Origin of the sequence: Hydrocarboniphaga effusa AP103, from assembly GCF_000271305.1 — a bacterium.
Classification (GTDB): Bacteria; Pseudomonadota; Gammaproteobacteria; order Nevskiales; family Nevskiaceae; genus Hydrocarboniphaga; species Hydrocarboniphaga effusa.
This window is the reverse complement of record NZ_AKGD01000004.1, coordinates 467,697-483,909: the sequence shown is the minus strand read 5'-3', so window position 1 is coordinate 483,909 and position 16,213 is coordinate 467,697. Positions and strand designations below refer to the sequence as shown.

Here is a 16,213-nt window from a genome sequence, read left to right as displayed (position 1 = left end):
CCATCGATGACCGCGCAGACGGAGCCGAGGGTGACTCGAAAGAGGATGCGCACTTTCCGGCCGCCCCTCACCCCGGTTCTGACGACCTCACCGCAAGATGAGCTCACCCGAGATGAGCACTTCAAGACGAGCTCACTGCAAGACGACTTCATCGCGAGACGACGTCACCGCAAGCGGGAGAGGAAACAAGCGAGCGGGAGAGGGGACAAGCAGCCGGAATTGTGCCTTTCCTCTCTCCCGCTTGCGGGAGAGAGTCCCGCGTAGCGGGGAGAGAGGGTTCGGTTGGAAAAGACGAGCCCTTTCTCAAGCCGCCCGCACCCGTATCCCATCAGCCAAGCCGAGCACGATCCGATCGATCGCCACGCAATCGGTCTCGCGGCGCACTCGCGCAAACAGCTCGGCGGCCTCCACGTAATTGCGCGCCAGCCAGTTGAGCCACTGCTTGATGCGCCCGGGCGCATACACCGCCGGCAGCTTGTGCCGCTGCTGCGTCCAGAAGTCCTGGACCAGCGGAATCAGCTCGCTCCAGCGCATCGGCGCGTAGTCGCGGCCCTCGCGGTCGGCACGAATCTGCAGGGCGAGGTCGGGGCAGGCGACGAGCCCGCGGCCGAGCATGAAATCCTGCATGCCGCTCACCTGCCGGCAGCGTCGCCAGTCATGCAGGTTCCAGATTTCGCCATTGGCGTAGACCGGCCGCGCGATCGCCTCGCTGATGCGCGCGACCCACTCCCAATGCGCGGGCGGCTTGTAGCCATCGGCCTTGGTGCGTGCATGCACGACGATCTGCGCGGCCCCGCCGTCGGCGAGCGCATGCGCGCAGTCGAGCGCCAGGCGGGTGTCTTCGTAGCCGAGGCGCATCTTGGCGGTAACGGGGATTTCGGCCGGAACGCTGCGCCGCACCTCGCGCATGATCGCATGCAGCAGTTCCGGCTCCTTGAGCAGCACCGCGCCGCCGCGCGACTTGTTCACGGTCTTGGCCGGGCAGCCGAAATTGAGATCGATGACCGGCGCGCCGAGCGTGCAGGCGAGCGCCGCGTTGTCACCGAGGCAGCTCGGATTGCTGCCGAGCAGCTGCACGCGCAGCGGCGTGCCGGCGCGCGTGCGCGAGCCGTGCTTGAGCTCGGGTCCGAAGCGATGAAACACCGCAGGCGGCAGCAGCTGCTCGTTCACGCGCACGAACTCGGTCACGCACCAGTCGATGCCGCCAACCTGCGTGAGCACGTCGCGCAGAATGTCGTCGACGAGGCCTTCCATCGGCGCGAGAGCGAGTTGCATGGGAGCTGCGTGAAAAACGGGCGCGCATCGTAGCTTGGGAGCAGCCGGGCTGCACCCGCAGCCTGCGCCTTGACCGCGGCGACAGAGTCCTGGACCTGTTTCCATGCACCTCGGAGCTGAATCGGTTGAGCACATCAGCTTTACGACAGACCCTCTGGGCTCTGGCTATGCCCCATTGAGCTGCACGCTGGAAGCTTGAGAACTGTTGTGGAACAGGTTTCGGGCTCCAAGCACTGAGGTCTGGACCTTCGCCGTACAGGTCAGGACCTGCCAGCGTGCAGTTATATGGTGCATCGATACGGTTCCCGAGCTCTATGGGGGTACCTGGAAAGTGCAGCGCTGCAGGTGGGGAGCTCTACGGAAAAGTTTGCAGCTCCTGAGTGGAATCGGGCAGCGGACATGACCGGATCGCCCGCGGATGCGCAGGTATTTGGTAATGCGTTGCCAATTCCAGTGCCGGAGCTTGCTTGGTAGCGAGGCGATTGGCTGTTAGCGGTCCTCAGTCGACCGATAACAGCTGGAAGCGGTCTTTCGTTGGCTCGGCTCCCCCAATACAGCGACGCGGATATCATTGACCTCCGCATGAAGGCGAAATACATCGGTTGGGAAGAACCGATGTCCAAATCACCGTTCACCTTCGATATTTTGCGGTAAACCCGATGGTCCGAGGGGCTAGAGTTGAACGCAGTTGAAATCGAGCAAGCAATCACACTCCTCGCGGAGAGGCCCTTTGACCCCGCTGAGTTCCCATACGCCTTCCTTGAGGCCTTCGGGAACAAGGCGACGACCATCAAGCGCTTGCGCGCGGGTGCGTCGAACAAGTCCGACCTTGGCGGTGTTCTTCAGACCAGCAACATCCACATCCTGACCTGTGACGCAGGGCGGGTGACCCAGACGCTGGCCGCCCTCAAGGCCAGCCCAGCGACGGCCAAGGCGAAGGCGAAGTTCATCCTCGCCACGGATGGCGCGGACTTCGAGGCCGAAGACCTGACCAGCGGCGAGACCGTCGCCTGTGCCTTCAAGGACTTTCCCGACCACTTCGGCTTCTTCCTGCCGCTGGCGGGCATCAGTACCGTCCGCCAGATCAGCGAAAACGCCTTCGACATTCGGGCCACCAGCCGCCTGAACCGTCTGTACGTCGAACTGCTGAAAGACAACCCTGAATGGGGCACGGCGGAGCGCCGCCACGACATGAACAACCTCATGGCGCGGCTGATCTTCTGCTTCTTTGCCGAGGACACCGACATCTTTGTCGGCAAGGGCCGCTTCACCGAAACCGTCGCGCAGATGAGCGCGAAGGACTCGTCCAACACGCACGAGGTCATCACCACGTTGTTCCGTGCCATGAACACCAAGCGCGAGGACCGGGCCGCCACCAAGATTCCCCGATGGGCCGAAGACTTCCCCTACGTTAACGGGCAGTTGTTCTCTGGTGGCGACGAGGTGCCGCGATTCAGCAAGATCGCCCGGTCCTACCTGTTACACGTCGGCGGGTTGGACTGGACCAAGATCAACCCTGACATCTTCGGCTCGATGATCCAGGCCGTCGCCGAGGACGAGGAGCGCGGCGAGCTGGGGATGCACTACACCAGTGTCCCCAACATCCTGAAGGTGCTGAACCCGCTGTTCCTCGACGACCTGCGTTCCAAGCTGGAAGAGGCGGGCGACAACCCTCGCATGCTGCTCAACCTGCGCAAGCGCATCGCCAAGATCAGGGTCTTCGATCCGGCCTGCGGTTCGGGCAATTTCCTGGTCATTGCCTACAAGGAGATGCGCGCCATCGAGGCCGAGATCAACCGGCGGCGCGGCGAGCCGGATCTCGCATCAGAAATCCCGCTCACCAACTTTCGCGGGATCGAGCTACGCGACTTCCCGGCGGAGATTGCGCGCCTTGCGCTGGTTATCGCCGAGTACCAGTGCGACGTACTCTATCGGGGGCAGAAGCTGGCCTTGGCCGAGTTCCTGCCCCTGCGCAACGAGAACTGGATCGTCAGCGGCAATTCGCTTCGCCTTGATTGGCTGAAGCTCTGCCCACCGACAGGAACAGGTGTCAAAGTTCAATCGGATGACCTGTTCGGCACGCCTCTCAATCAAGCCGAGATTGACTTCGCGAACGAAGGCGGTGAAACGTACATTTGCGGCAATCCGCAATTTAAAGGTGCACGAAAGCAGTCGAAGTCGCAGAAGCAAGACATGGCTCTAGTCTTCGAGCAGGGTAATGATTTCAAAGACTGCGACTATGTCACGGCATGGTATCTGAAGGCTGCGGAGTACGTAAAAAACACCGACGCCGCCTTCGCCTTTGTATCCACGAGCTCAGTTTGCGAGGGTGAACAAGTAGCACACCTTTGGTCGCGGCTATATGGCTACGGCCTTCACATTCAATTTGCGCATCAAGGGTTCAAGTGGAGAAACAATGCTGCGAATAATGCTGTTGTCCAATGCGTGATAATTGGCGTGGGGGCCGCAAAGCCCACGCGATGTGCCCTGTATCAGGGCGAAACCAAACGGGAAGTTGATTCAATTTCACCGTATCTGATTTCGGGAGCCGAACGATACGTTCGCGCGGAGGACGTGCCGCTGTCCCGTGACTTGCATCCGATGGTCATGGGCAGCATGGCGCGCGACGACGGCAACCTAATCCTTACCGTCGATGAAGCGGCGAGGCTGATCGAGTGCCAACCTGCTGCTGAGCAGCTGCTCCGCGGTCTGCTCGGTTCTCAAGAACTAATTCACGTGCGCAATCGCAAATGTCTGTGGATCGAGGATGACCATCTGAAGTTTGCAACCGAGATTCCAGAGGTACTTAAACGAATTGAAGCGGTCAGAGCGTTTCGCAGCTCTTCGTCAGCCAAGACCACTAGGGGATATGCCGCGATTCCCCACAAGTTTGCGCAGAGGGCGCATAGAGACTCTCTAGCTATAATCGTTGCTGCAACTTCGTCCGAGGAACGCGAGTACATCCCGGCGGATCTGCTAGGCCCAACCAACATCATCACCAATGCTGCATATGCAATCTATGGTGCCTCTGTTTGGGAGCTGGCCATTGTGGCGTCGAGGTTGCACATGGCGTGGATCGCCACAGTTTGTGGCAAGTTAGAAACGCGACTTCGGTACTCTTCGACCCTTGGTTGGCACTCCTTCCCGCTCCCAACTCTTACCGAGAAGAACAAGGCCGATCTCACGTGCTGCGCCGAGGGCATCCTGCTAGCGCGGGAGCATCACTTCCCAGCCACCATCGCCGACCTCTACGATCCCGAGAGCATGCCGGCCGACCTGCGCGCCGCGCATGAGCGCAACGACGAAGTGCTGGAGCGCATCTACATCGGCCGTCGCTTCAAGAATGACACCGAGCGGCTGGAAAAGCTGCTTGACCTCTATACCAAGATGACCGCTTCGGTTGCACCGGCTAAGGGCAAGAGGCGCAAGGCGGGAGCCAACGCATGAGCGACAAGATCAAGTCCGTACCGTCCGTTTCCGTCACCTACGCCCGCAACGGCGCATCGACCAAGGCCAATGCGCTTGGGATGCGGCCCATGCAGGAGCGGGCCTACGAGAAGCGGGGCGAGCAATACCTGCTCATCAAGTCGCCGCCCGCATCGGGCAAGAGTCGTGCGCTGATGTTCGTGGCACTCGACAAGCTCAGGAACCAAGGCTTGAAGCAGGCCATCATCGTTGTGCCGGAGAAGTCCATCGGTGCCAGCTTCAACGACGAGCCGCTGTCTAAGTACGGCTTCTGGTCCGACTGGCAGGTCGAACCCAAGTGGAACCTGTGCAATGCGCCAGGCAACGACAACGGCGGGAAGGTCAAGTCGCTGGGTGCATTCCTTGAAGGCGACGACAAGGTGCTGGTCTGCACCCATGCAACCTTTCGCTTCGCGGTCGATGCCTACGGCGTGGAGGCGTTCGACGACCGACTGATCGCCGTCGATGAGTTCCACCACGTTTCGGCCAACCCGGACAACAAGCTCGGCTTGCACCTGGGGCAGTTCTTCGCGCGGGGCAAGACGCACATCGTTGCCATGACCGGCTCCTACTTCCGTGGCGACGCCGAGGCCGTGCTCGCACCGCAGGATGAGTCGAAGTTCGATACCGTCACCTACACCTACTACGAACAGCTCAACGGCTACGAGTACCTCAAGCAACTCGACATCGGCTACTTCTTCTATAGCGGGCCTTACGTCGATGACATCCTCAATGTCCTCGATCCCGCCGAGAAGACCATCATCCACATCCCGAATGTCAATTCGCGCGAGAGCACGAAGGACAAGATGCGGGAAGTGGAACACATCATCGAGGCGCTGGGGGAGTGGCAGGGCATTGACGCCGCCACCGGCTTCCAGCTCGTCAAACGCCCCGATGGCCGCGTGCTGCGGATCGCTGATCTTGTAGATGATGATGCTGCCAAGCGTGACCGCGTGTCCGCCGCGCTCAAAGACCCGGCGCAGAAGAACAACCGGGACTATGTGGACATCATCATTGCGTTGGGCATGGCGAAGGAGGGCTTCGACTGGATTTGGTGCGAACACGCCCTTACCGTCGGCTACCGCGCCAGCCTGACCGAGATCGTTCAGATCATCGGCCGTGCAACCCGCGACGCGCCAGGTAAGACCCGCGCGAGGTTCACCAACCTGATCGCCGAGCCGGACGCAGCCGAGGAAGCTGTCACCGAGGCCGTTAACGATACGTTAAAGGCCATCGCGGCGAGCCTGCTGATGGAGCAGGTTCTTGCTCCGCGCTTCGAGTTCAAGCCCAAGAACCCCGACAGCGGCCCGATGCCGGGATTTAACTACGGCGAGGGGGGCTACGACTCGGACCGCTGCAATGTCGGTGTCAATGAGCAGACAGGGGCGTACCAAATCGAGATCAAGGGCATCGCCGAGCCCAAGAGCAAGGAGGCGGCGCGTATCTGCCAGGAAGACTTGAACGAAGTCATCGCGGCTTTCGTGCAGGACAAGCCCACCATCGAGCGTGGCCTGTTTGATGAGGAGTTGGTGCCCGAGGAGCTGACGCAGGTTCGCATGGGCAAGATCATCAAGGACAAGTATCCCGAGCTCGACGCTGAAGATCAGGAGGCCGTGCGCCAGCACGCCATCGCCGCCCTCAACCTCACGCAGCAGGCCAAGCGGCTTGTCACCGAAGGCGAGAGCGATGGGTCGCCCAACACCGCGCTGATCGACGGCGTGCGCCGCTTCGCGATGGACGTGCGCGAGTTGGACATCGACTTGATCGACCGCATCAATCCCTTCGGCGAAGCCTACGCCATCCTTGCCAAGACCATGAGCGAGGACAGCTTGAAGCAGGTCGCGGCGGCCATCTCGGCCAAGCGCACCGCGATCACGCCTGAGGATGCCAAAGTGATCGCCAAGCGCGCTGTGGAGTTCAAACGCGAGCGTGGCCGGGCTCCGTCGGTGACCTCGCAGGACGCTTGGGAAAAGCACCTTGCCGAAGGCGCGGCCGCCTTCATGCGCTTCAGGGCGGAGGGGCGCTATGAGTAACTCTGATCTTGACGACCTGGCGGCGGAACTGGCCGAGTTCGCCCCGCCCGAAAAGAAAAATGGACGACCAGCCGGCGAGGAGCGTGTCATCGCTGGCTTCGAGGAAATCCAACGCTTCACCGACCAGCACGGCCGTGCGCCGCAGCATGGCGAAGACCGCGACATATTCGAGCGCCTGTATGCAGTGCGGCTCGACCGTCTACGCGCGCTCCCGGACTGCCGTGTCTTGCTTGAGCCGCTAGACCATCAGGGCTTGCTTGCTGGGGCGCCGACCATTGCTGCTTCGGGGGAGGAAACTATCGACATCGACGATCTGGCTGCCGAACTGGCGGATGCTGCCGGCTCGGACGACATCACGGTCTTGCGCCATGTCCGTACCAGTGCCGAAAAGCGCGTCGCCGAGGAGGTCGCGGATCGCAAGCCCTGCGAGGACTTCGAGACCTTCCGGCCCTTGTTCGAGCGCGTGCAAGCGGAAATCAAGACCGGCTTGCGCCAGTCTCAGCCCATAGAGGCAGGCCGCCGCGCGATTGAGGCCGGGGACTTTTTCGTTCTCGATGGCATCACGCTCTACGTTGCCGAGGTCGGCGAACCACTGAAAACCACCGCCGGGGAAGTGGACCGTCGCCTGCGCCTCATCTTCTCCAACGGCACCGAAAGCAATCTGCTGCTGCGCTCGCTCCAGCGCGCGTTCTACAACGACTCCGCCGCGCGGCGGCTGGCCTCGCCCGAGAGCGGACAACTCTCCTTCGGCGGAGAGCTTGAGGCTGATGATGTCGAAAGCGGCACAATCTACGTCCTGCGCTCCCTCTCCGATCATCCCTATGTCGTGAAGCACCGCGACATCATCCACAAGATGGGCGTGACCGGCGGCAGGGTTGAAACGCGCATTGCCAACGCCGAACACGACTCTACTTATCTGCTGGCGAAGGTCGAAGTGGTGGCGACCTACAAGCTCGCCGGCATCAACCGCACCCGGATGGAGAACCTGTTTCATAGGCTGTTCGCGCCCGCGCGGTTGAACATCACCATCAACGACCGCTTCGGTCATCCTGTGCAGCCTGAGGAATGGTTTCTCGTTCCGCTGTTCGTCGTCGACGAGGCCGTAGCACGCATCAAGGATGGCAGCATCACAGGCTACATCTACGATCCCAGCGCCGCGAAGCTGGTGAAGGCATAGGGCAGACCAAATACATGAACAGCCCTGGCCACCGGCCAGGGTGAACGCTGGGAGGAAAGGTGTATGACGACGGAAGCCGAGGCGCTCGCCAACATCTTTGCGTGGTCTGCTGATAGCCCCGGCTGGCAGCGTGATGCGCTGCGCCGACTTGCAACGCAAGTGGCTCTGGAGCCGGCCGAGATCGATGAACTGGCGTCTATCTGCAAGGGTGACATTCCGGCGGTCCCGCTGGAAGCGGGGCACCTTCGTGGCCAAAACCGCGATCAGGGGGAAGTCTATCTGCGGCAGGTGCATGGAGTCCGGCATGTCAATGCCTTGGCTCCCGATCAACGGTTGACACTCCATCGAGTCGGTTTGACGATCATCTATGGCGATAACGGATCGGGAAAATCCGGCTATGCGCGGATTCTCAAGAAGGTGTGTCGCGCCCGTATGCTTGGCCGAGCCGAGGAAATCGCCCCAGACATCTATGACGCTTCACCAGGCACGCCGAGCGCCACGATTGAATACGCGATCAACGGCCAGAACCGCACTTGCGCTTGGCAGCTTGGACAGGCTGCCGATACTGCGCTTTCAGGCATTAGCGTATTCGATTCCCGCACCGCGAACGTCCACGTTGATGACACGAATGATGTGGCTTACACGCCGTTTCCGCTCAAATTGCTGGGAGCGCTGGCGCAGCTCTGCAAGTCGGTCAAGGACAAGCTGGCAGCCGAGATTGTGCAGATAAAGGAGCAAACGCCCGAAGCGATCAGGACGCCGGCATGCAGCAGGGACACAACAGTCGGCAAGCTCATGACCCGGCTCGCCTCCAACACTGCGCCGGCGGCGGTCGAAGCGTTGGCCACGCTCACGCAAGCAGAGCAAGATCGATTGGCGCAGCTCACGGCGGACCTGGCTGGAGATCCGGCTCGTGCGGCGCGTCAGCTTGTTGCGTTGAAGACCAAGGTTGACGCGAACGTTGCACGTCTGGATAGGCTATTTACTTCAATAAGCGATGATACCGCCAATAACCTGCGCCGCCTTGCCGTTGATAGCGATGTCGCGCGCCGGGCGGCAGAAGCTGCTTCCAGTGCGCTTTTCCGCGACGAACCGTTGCCGCAGATCGGGTCGGAGATTTGGCAGACGCTATGGGCCAGTGCCCGAGCATTCTCTGACGCGGAGGCCTATCCCGAACGGCGCTTCCCCGTCACAGATTTCGGCAGCGTATGCGTGCTTTGCCAGCAGGAATTGACGCCCGTCGCCGCTGATCGTCTCAATCGCTTCGAGGCTTTTGTGCGCGACGACAGCCAGCAACGTGCCGAGGCTGCGCGCCTCGCCTACGACCGGGCACTGGCAACGTTCAAGGGGGAGGCTATTTCGTTGGCCGAGCTTGCGAACATTGTGGCAACCGTCCGCGACGAACTGCGTCAGGACGCCTTGGCGCTGGAAATCAGGGGTGCGACCCTGCGCGCCCTGTGGCGGCATCGCCAAATCCGGCGACGCCATGCAAATCCAAGCGCTGCTATTGACGTGCCCGTTCCGGAATATTCGCGTCAGCCGCTGGTCGATCAAGCTGCGGGCATTGAGGCTCGGGCGAACGGCCTTGTCGCGGAGGCTGGCTCTGCAGCTCGCGCCGCCTTGGTTGCCGAGAAGGCCGAGCTTGCGGATCGGCAATGGCTTGGTGGTATCAAGGCCGATGTTCTCGCCGAAATCGAACGCCAGAAAAAAATTGCACGGCTTGAGGCGGCTCAGCGGGACACCGCTACCAACCGCGTTACGACAAAGAGCACGGAGATCGCTCAGGCTTTAGTGACGGACGCGCTACGTGCGCAATTTGCTCGCGAGGTGGCGAGCTTCGAGATTGCCGGCCTCGTTGTGGAGCTTCGACAGCAAAACAGCGTTCAGGGCGTCCCTCGCTTCAAGGTCGCACTTACACGGAAGCCCACGGCTACGGTGGGACAGGTCTTGAGCGAAGGCGAGCATCGCTGCGTTGCCTTGGCCGCGTTCATGGCCGAACTCGCCACTACCGAAAACAAGTCCGGCATCGTCTTTGACGATCCCGTTTCTTCACTCGACCACATGCACCGGTAGGCCGTAGCTAAGCGCCTGGTGGCTGAGGCTGCGCATCGCCAGGTCATCGTCTTCACGCATGATCTTGCGTTCCTGTTCGAGCTGAATCGCGCGGCGGATGATGCCCAGCCCAAGCCGCAGGTGGCGATTAGCTCGATCAGCCGAGGGGCTGACAAGGCAGGCTTCTGCCGCAGCGAGCCGCCATTCAAAGCGCGTCGGGTCAGTGACATCACCACAAGTCTGAGCAATCAGCTTGCCGGGGAACGCTACCATTTCGACCAAGGCAATCAAGACGAGTGGCGAAAGTCCGTCAAATCCATCGCCGCGACATTGCGCGATACGTGGGAGATCGCGGTTGAAGAAGTTGTTGGGCACGTCATCCGGCGACTGTCAAACGAAGTAAAGACGCCAGGCTTGGTCAAGCTGACCGCGATCACGGTCCCCGACTGCGAGGTCATGCGTGACGGATTTGGTCGCTGCTCCGAACTGCTGCATAGCGCAGCCGCTGCGTTGAACCGTCCTCTGCCGAGGCCAGAAGCACTGATGGCAGAGATTGATGCCTTAGGGGCCTGGGCGGACAGCCTTCGGCAACGTCAGACAGCTGCGAGGTTGCCCTAAGCTCTTGACGGATATGTTTACACTCGACCGTGCCGGAATAGTCATCTAGTCACTTTACTGACAGAACCCGATCACTTAAAGGGATTTCACCGGCCGCTTCTGGCACGTGGCTGACCTCCTTTTCATTTCGCTGCAGACCTTCTCGCAGAAAGCACTGGGCGATGCATCAGATAAAAAGCCAAACAAGCATCGACGCCAGAGTTCGGGGCGGCGTACTCCGGGTTACAGCCGATACCGCAACCCCAGCGCGAAAGTCCGGCTGTAGAGCTGCGAATCCTGGTTGAACAGCCGGCTGTCGCCGTAGTACGTGCGATAGATTTCGTTGGTCAGGTTGGTCGCGTCGAAGGTGACCGAGAAGTTCGGGTTGATGTCGTAGGCCAGCTGCAGGTCCATCGAGGCTTCGCCCGACGAATAGGTTTCGCTCGGCATCGAGCAGCAGTAGTTGTAGCCAGTCAGGAACTTGCCGCGATCGACCCACGACAGCCGCGAGCTCACGCCATAGCGCTCGTAGGCAAGCGTGACGCTGTAGGCCCAATCGGATACGCCGGCGACGCGGCTGTTGCGTGTGCCGGTGACTTCGGTGGTGTCGTCGGGATTGCCGTAGACCGGATCGCGCGATTCGCTGTCGATCCAGGTGTAGTTGGCCTGCACGCCGAAGCCCTTGAGCACATTCGGCAGACGATCCGGGAACCACTGGAATCCGAGTTCGGCCCCGTTGAGCTTGCCCTTGCCGGCGTTCTCGGGCGTCGTCAGCACGTAGTTGCCGTTGAGTTCGGGCGTGCGATCGCTGACCTGGATGCTGCGATTGACGTTGGTGATGAAGCCGTCCACGTCGCGCCAGAACAGCGTGCCGAAAATGCTCGAGCTCTTGCTGAAATACCACTCCAGGCTCAGGTCCAGCGTCTGCGCTTCGACAGGGTCGAGATCGGGATTGCCGCTCGCCGCATAACCGAAAGTCGCGCCCGTGGAAGTCGCCGGGTTGAGCACCATTGCCGGATTGAGCTGCGCGAAGCCGGGCCGGCCGATGGTCTTGCCGTAAGCCAGTCGCGCGATCACGTCGGGGCGCGGCTTGTAGCGAATCACCGCGCTCGGCAGCGCATCGGTGCGGCTGGTCTTGAGTTCACTGGGCTCCCAGTCCTGCTGCAGCGTGTTGTAGCCCAGATCGGATTCGGCGCGGATCACGCGAACGCCGGCCTGGCCGTCGAAGCCGCCGATGTCGGTCTGCACGTCGAAATCACCCATCACGTAACCCGCGTAGGTGTTCTCGCGAATGTCGAAGTAGTTCGCCGGATCGAAGGCCGGTGCGCCGGTGAAGCCGTACATGGCGCGGCTCGCGGCGACGTTGGCGAGCAGGTAGCGGTAGTCGCCCGTGAGCCATTGCGAAGGGTAGGTCGCTTCACCGGAGAAGAAATTTCCGGGCGTGGTCTCGTAGCGATCGGGATTCGATGCGAGCGAGGTATCGCAGCCCGCGATGGCCTCGCAATTGGCCTGCTGATTGCCGATACGCGACTTCGCGTCGTGACGATCGTAGCGAACGCCGAAGCGAATCTTTTCGAGCACGCCGTAGTCGACGCGCCAGTCACCGTCGGCGGTCCAGGTCCAGGCATCGCCTTTGTTTTTGGTGATGCTGTCGTAGTACCAGGTGTAGCGCCATTGATTCGGATCGCTCAGGTCGGATTCGTCGATGCCTTCCGTCGCGGGATCGTCGAGGAACTCGAGCGAAGGCGTGCCTTTGCCGTCGGCGTTGAAGGCCACGTCGGCCCGATACCGTGTGCCGTCGAGATTCATGCCTTGCGACAGCTGCGTGTACTTGGTCGTCTGGTAGATGGTTTCGGATTTCAGCGTGAAGGTCTCGGCGAGCTGCCATTCGCCGCCGAGCGCGTACATATAGTTGTCGGTCTTGGGCTTGCTGGCGTTGACGTTGGTGTAGATGTTCGGTGCATCGAGATAGTTGCGGCTGACGACGTTGGTGCCGTCGTAGGTGTCGAAGTCCTGGTACCGATCGCCATTGGTGAACGCGAACAGCTGCGAGTTCGCGTCCTTGCCGCGCAGTCCGAAGTAGAAGGCCTCGAGCAGATACTTCGACTTCTCGTTCGGCGCCCATTGCAGCGCGATGTTGCCGGCCGGGCGTTCGCGCTCGCCGTATTTGTCGAAGCCGCCCATGGCGTCGCGCAGCAGCAGGTACTCGGTCGGCGTGCCGTCGACGTCGATCGTCGATCCCGGCGTGGTCGATAGCGCGGTGCCGCGGTTGATGATGCGCGTGCCGTCGTTGTTGAACTCCGGAATGCGCTCGCCCGTCGCCGCGTCGTAGGGATCGAGCGAACCCGCCCACGTGGTCTGGTCACGAAAGCGCAGGCGCTGGTACGACACGTTGAGCAGCGCACCGACTTCACCGATGCCGGTGTTCCAGCGATCGCTCAGTAGTGCGCTGACGGTCGGATCGGTGGTGTCGCCTTCCTCGCTGTGGATGCCGCGCGCCGACAGCACGAGCTTGCTGCCGTCGAAGTCGAACGGGCGCTGCGTGCGCACGTCGATCTGGCCGGCGACGCCGCCTTCGATCATGTCGGGCGAGCGCGTCTTGTAGACGTTCACGCCGCCGAGCAGGCTCGCCGGAATGTCGGCCAGCGCAATCGAGCGATCGGTGGCCGTGAACACCTGGCGTCCGTTGAGCGTGGTGCTGATGTCGTTGAGCCCGCGGATGGTGACGTTGTTGGCTTCACCGCTGTCGCGACCGCCGACCTGGATGCCGGTCACGCGCTGCAGGGCCTCGACCGTGTTGTTGTCAGGAAACTTGCCGATGTCGACCGCGACGATCGCATCGACGAGCTGCTTGTTCTCGCGCTTGATGTCCATCGCGCGGCCGAGGCTTCCGCGAATGCCGGTGACGACCACTTCGGCGATGCCGTCGTCGCCCGCGCGTAGGATCTGCTGCGCGGCTTCGACAGGCGCTTCGGTTGCCGATTCGTCGGAAGGCTGCGCTTGTGAATCCGCCTCCAAGCTCGGCTCGGCAGCCGGCGTTGCAGCGGGCGCTGGCTGCGCTTGCGGAGTCGGGGCTTCGAGCTGCGCGAGCGCATGACGCGGCAGCAGTGAGAGCAGTAGAGCGGCAGCCGAAGCGGTGGCGACGGATTTGACCTGTGCGCTGCTGGCGCCTGGGCGGCCGTGATGGCCTGGGCATGACATATCCGGATCTCCTTTCCCGGTAGATGTTCCGTTGTGCGGGAGTCGGCCGTGGCCGATCGGTCGCCAGTTCCTGGCCTCCCGGCAGCGCGTGCGGATCGATCGGTAATCGAGTCGCTGGAGCATCCTTGCTCGCGCGTCGCTGCAGTGCTGCTACGCACTTTCGCCCGAGTATGGGTAGGCCGTCGCCATATGGGAAGTCATCGCAAGGCGGACAGGCCTGTAGTCCTCATCGGCGGCGTTCAGCTTGAGTCAGGGCAGCGGCAGTTGCGATCATGTGGCCATGCCTAGCCATCGCCAGCTGATCGCTGTTCTCCTGTTCGCGCTTTGCATGGGCGTCGCGCAAGCGCAGAGCCTGCAGCTCGACAGCACCGCCCAGCGCGCCAAGCCCTGCGAGGCCTGCCATGGGCCCGAGGGCAGGGCGACGCCGGATGGCTGGTATCCGCGCATCGCGGGCAAGCCGGCGGGTTATCTGTTCAACCAGCTGCTCAACTTTCGCGATGGTCGCCGGCACAACGCGGCGATGGCCTACATGGTCGATTTCCAGCGCGAAGAATTCCTGCGCGAACTCGCCGATCACTTCGCCGCGCAGGAATTGCCGTATCCGGCTCCCACGCATGTCGAGCGCGATGCGGCCGTGCTCGAACGCGGTCGCAAGCTCGTGCGCGAAGGCGACGCGTCACGCGACATCCCGTCCTGTCAGGCCTGCCATGGCGAGCGCCTGACCGGGCTCGCGCCCGATGTGCCCGGGCTCGTGGGCCTGCCTTACGACTACCTGGTTGCCCAGTTCGGCGCCTGGCAGACCAGCAGCCGCCGCACCGTCGCGCCCGATTGCATGAGCACGATCACGCACAGCCTCACGCAGGCCGATGTCGCGGCCGTGGCGGCGTTTCTGGCCACCACGCCGGTGCCGGCCGACTCGCATCCCCAAACGCAGAGCCAGGCGCTGCCCGAGCGCTGCGGCAGCGTGAGCCTGCAATGAGGCGCTCGACGAAGCTGGCGATCGCCGTCGTCGTCGCGCTCACCTTCGTTGCGGCGGCAGTGCTCTTTTACCTCGGCTTGCGTCACGACGAAGTCCACGCCTCGCAGCCGACCAGCGACGCGGTCGCGCAGATCGAACGCGGCCGCTATCTGGCCGTGCTCGGCGATTGCCAGGCCTGCCACACGCTGCGCGGAGGCCAGGCCTACGCGGGCGGTCGCGGAACGCCCACGCCATTCGGAACCTTCTACTCGCCGAACCTCACACCCGACGCCGAAACCGGGCTCGGCAACTGGAGCGCGGACGATTTCTGGCTGGCGCTGCATGAGGGCCGCTCGAAGAACGGCAAGCTGCTGTACCCGGTGTTTCCGTACACCAACTACACCAAGATCACGCGCGCCGATTCCGATGCGCTGTTCGCGTATCTGCGTTCGCTGCCCGCGGTGCGCGCTCCGGCTCGCGAGCACGAGCTGCGCTTTCCTTACCGGTATCGCGCGTTGCTGATCGCCTGGCGTGGACTGTTCTTCCGCCCGGGCGTTTTCGAGGCCGACGATCGGCAAAGCGAGCTATGGAATCGCGGCGCGTATCTCGTGCAGGGGCTCGGTCATTGCAGCGCCTGCCACGAGGCGCGCAACGCGCTCGGGGCCGTGCGCTCGTCGGACAATCCATCGGGCGGCCTGGTGCTGTCGTGGTATGCGCCGTCGCTGCATTCGGTCGAAGAGGGCAGTGTGGCGGACTGGAGCGAGCAAGACGTGATCGCATTGCTCGGCGCCGGAAAGTCGCGTGACGCGAGCGTATCGGGGCCGATGGCCGAAGTCGTCTTCGAGAGCCTGCAGCACGCCAGCGAGGCCGATCTGCGGGCGATGGCGACTTACTTGCGCGCCCTGCCGAAGCAGCCCGTGCCGCCGCAGAAAGCCTATGTGCGTGTGCCGCAGGCCAGCCTCAAGCCGATGATGGAACGCGGCGCCGATCTGTACCGCAGGCATTGCGCCGATTGCCACGGCGATGCGGGCGAAGGCCATGCGCCGGTCGCACCGGCGCTGGCCGGCAATCGTGCGCTGTCGATGAGCTCGGCGGTCAACAGCATTCGCATCATTCGTTTCGGTGGCTACGAGCCCGGCACCGAAGGCAATCCACGGCCTTTCGGCATGCCGCCGTTCGGCACCCGGCTCGGCGACGACGAGATCGCCGATGTGCTGACTTTCATTCGCGCGAGTTGGGGCAACCACGGTCGCCCGGTATCCGAAACCGAGGTGCGCGAGCATCGGAATCTGGACCGCCAATGAACGTGAAATTCGTCTAACTCGTTGAACTTCAATGACGAATTTTTAGGGAGCATTCAGGCAGCAACGCGCAGCATCCGTTTCCAGCGACACACCGAAGAGTCGCGGACCCACAAGGTTCGAGACCAACAAGGTTCAACTCAGGAACGGAGAC

At 62.3% G+C, this 16,213-nt stretch carries 7 protein-coding genes and 1 pseudogene; 6 read left to right on the top strand and 2 right to left on the bottom strand.

Translation table 11 applies throughout. The features are described 5' to 3' along the window. Window positions 1–303: 303 nt before the first annotated feature. Window positions 304–1,275 (bottom strand): tRNA dihydrouridine synthase, encoded by a 972-nt coding sequence (locus tag WQQ_RS21465; protein WP_007187377.1) that lies wholly within the window; start codon window positions 1,273–1,275, stop codon window positions 304–306. Window positions 1,276–1,953: 678 nt separating this feature from the next. Between WQQ_RS21465 and WQQ_RS21460 the strand changes: the two genes are divergently transcribed. The 4 genes and pseudogenes from WQQ_RS21460 to WQQ_RS21445 all read left to right on the top strand — a co-directional run bounded on the left by WQQ_RS21460 (window position 1,954) and on the right by WQQ_RS21445 (window position 10,620). Continuing rightward, window positions 1,954–4,722, top strand: a complete 2,769-nt coding sequence (locus tag WQQ_RS21460) for a class I SAM-dependent DNA methyltransferase (protein WP_040455295.1) — start codon at window positions 1,954–1,956, stop codon at window positions 4,720–4,722. Beyond that, complete coding sequence (locus tag WQQ_RS21455) at window positions 4,719–6,773, top strand: DEAD/DEAH box helicase (RefSeq protein ID WP_007187375.1); 2,055 nt, start codon at window positions 4,719–4,721, stop codon at window positions 6,771–6,773. The genes WQQ_RS21460 and WQQ_RS21455 overlap by 4 nt, the downstream gene beginning before the upstream one ends. Next, entirely contained in the window at window positions 6,766–7,950 is a 1,185-nt protein-coding gene (locus tag WQQ_RS21450; RefSeq protein WP_007187374.1) for a GIY-YIG nuclease family protein, read from the top strand. Before WQQ_RS21455 ends, WQQ_RS21450 begins: the two co-directional genes overlap by 8 nt. 63 nt (window positions 7,951–8,013) lie before the next feature. Then, window positions 8,014–10,620: pseudogene (locus WQQ_RS21445) on the top strand (AAA family ATPase). A 222-nt stretch (window positions 10,621–10,842) separates the two neighbouring features. On the opposite strand, the gene WQQ_RS21440 reads toward WQQ_RS21445, so the two are convergent. Beyond that, on the bottom strand, window positions 10,843–13,800 hold the full coding sequence (locus WQQ_RS21440) for a TonB-dependent receptor (RefSeq protein WP_007187371.1): 2,958 nt from the start codon (window positions 13,798–13,800) through the stop codon (window positions 10,843–10,845). A gap of 280 nt (window positions 13,801–14,080) precedes the next feature. Between WQQ_RS21440 and WQQ_RS21435 the strand changes: the two genes are divergently transcribed. Together WQQ_RS21435 and WQQ_RS21430 are read left to right on the top strand one after the other, a co-directional pair. Further along, window positions 14,081–14,779: a c-type cytochrome gene (locus WQQ_RS21435; RefSeq protein ID WP_202800719.1), complete on the top strand. Its 699-nt coding sequence runs from the start codon at window positions 14,081–14,083 to the stop codon at window positions 14,777–14,779. Further along, window positions 14,776–16,062 carry a cytochrome c gene (locus WQQ_RS21430; protein ID WP_007187369.1) on the top strand — a complete coding sequence of 429 codons (1,287 nt, stop codon included), beginning with the start codon at window positions 14,776–14,778 and terminating at the stop codon, window positions 16,060–16,062. Before WQQ_RS21435 ends, WQQ_RS21430 begins: the two co-directional genes overlap by 4 nt. The last annotated feature ends 151 nt before the right edge of the window (window positions 16,063–16,213 follow it).

Bases quoted from the DNA above. Each gene is read 5' to 3' on its own strand.
- WQQ_RS21465 (WP_007187377.1), bottom strand. From the start codon at position 1,275: ATGCAACTCGCTCTCGCGCCGATGGAAGGCCTCGTCGACGACATTCTG.
- WQQ_RS21455 (WP_007187375.1), top strand. From the start codon at position 4,719: ATGAGCGACAAGATCAAGTCCGTACCGTCCGTTTCCGTCACCTACGCC.
- WQQ_RS21450 (WP_007187374.1), top strand. From the start codon at position 6,766: ATGAGTAACTCTGATCTTGACGACCTGGCGGCGGAACTGGCCGAGTTC.
- WQQ_RS21440 (WP_007187371.1), bottom strand. From the start codon at position 13,800: ATGTCATGCCCAGGCCATCACGGCCGCCCAGGCGCCAGCAGCGCACAG.
- WQQ_RS21435 (WP_202800719.1), top strand. From the start codon at position 14,081: ATGCCTAGCCATCGCCAGCTGATCGCTGTTCTCCTGTTCGCGCTTTGC.
- WQQ_RS21430 (WP_007187369.1), top strand. From the start codon at position 14,776: ATGAGGCGCTCGACGAAGCTGGCGATCGCCGTCGTCGTCGCGCTCACC.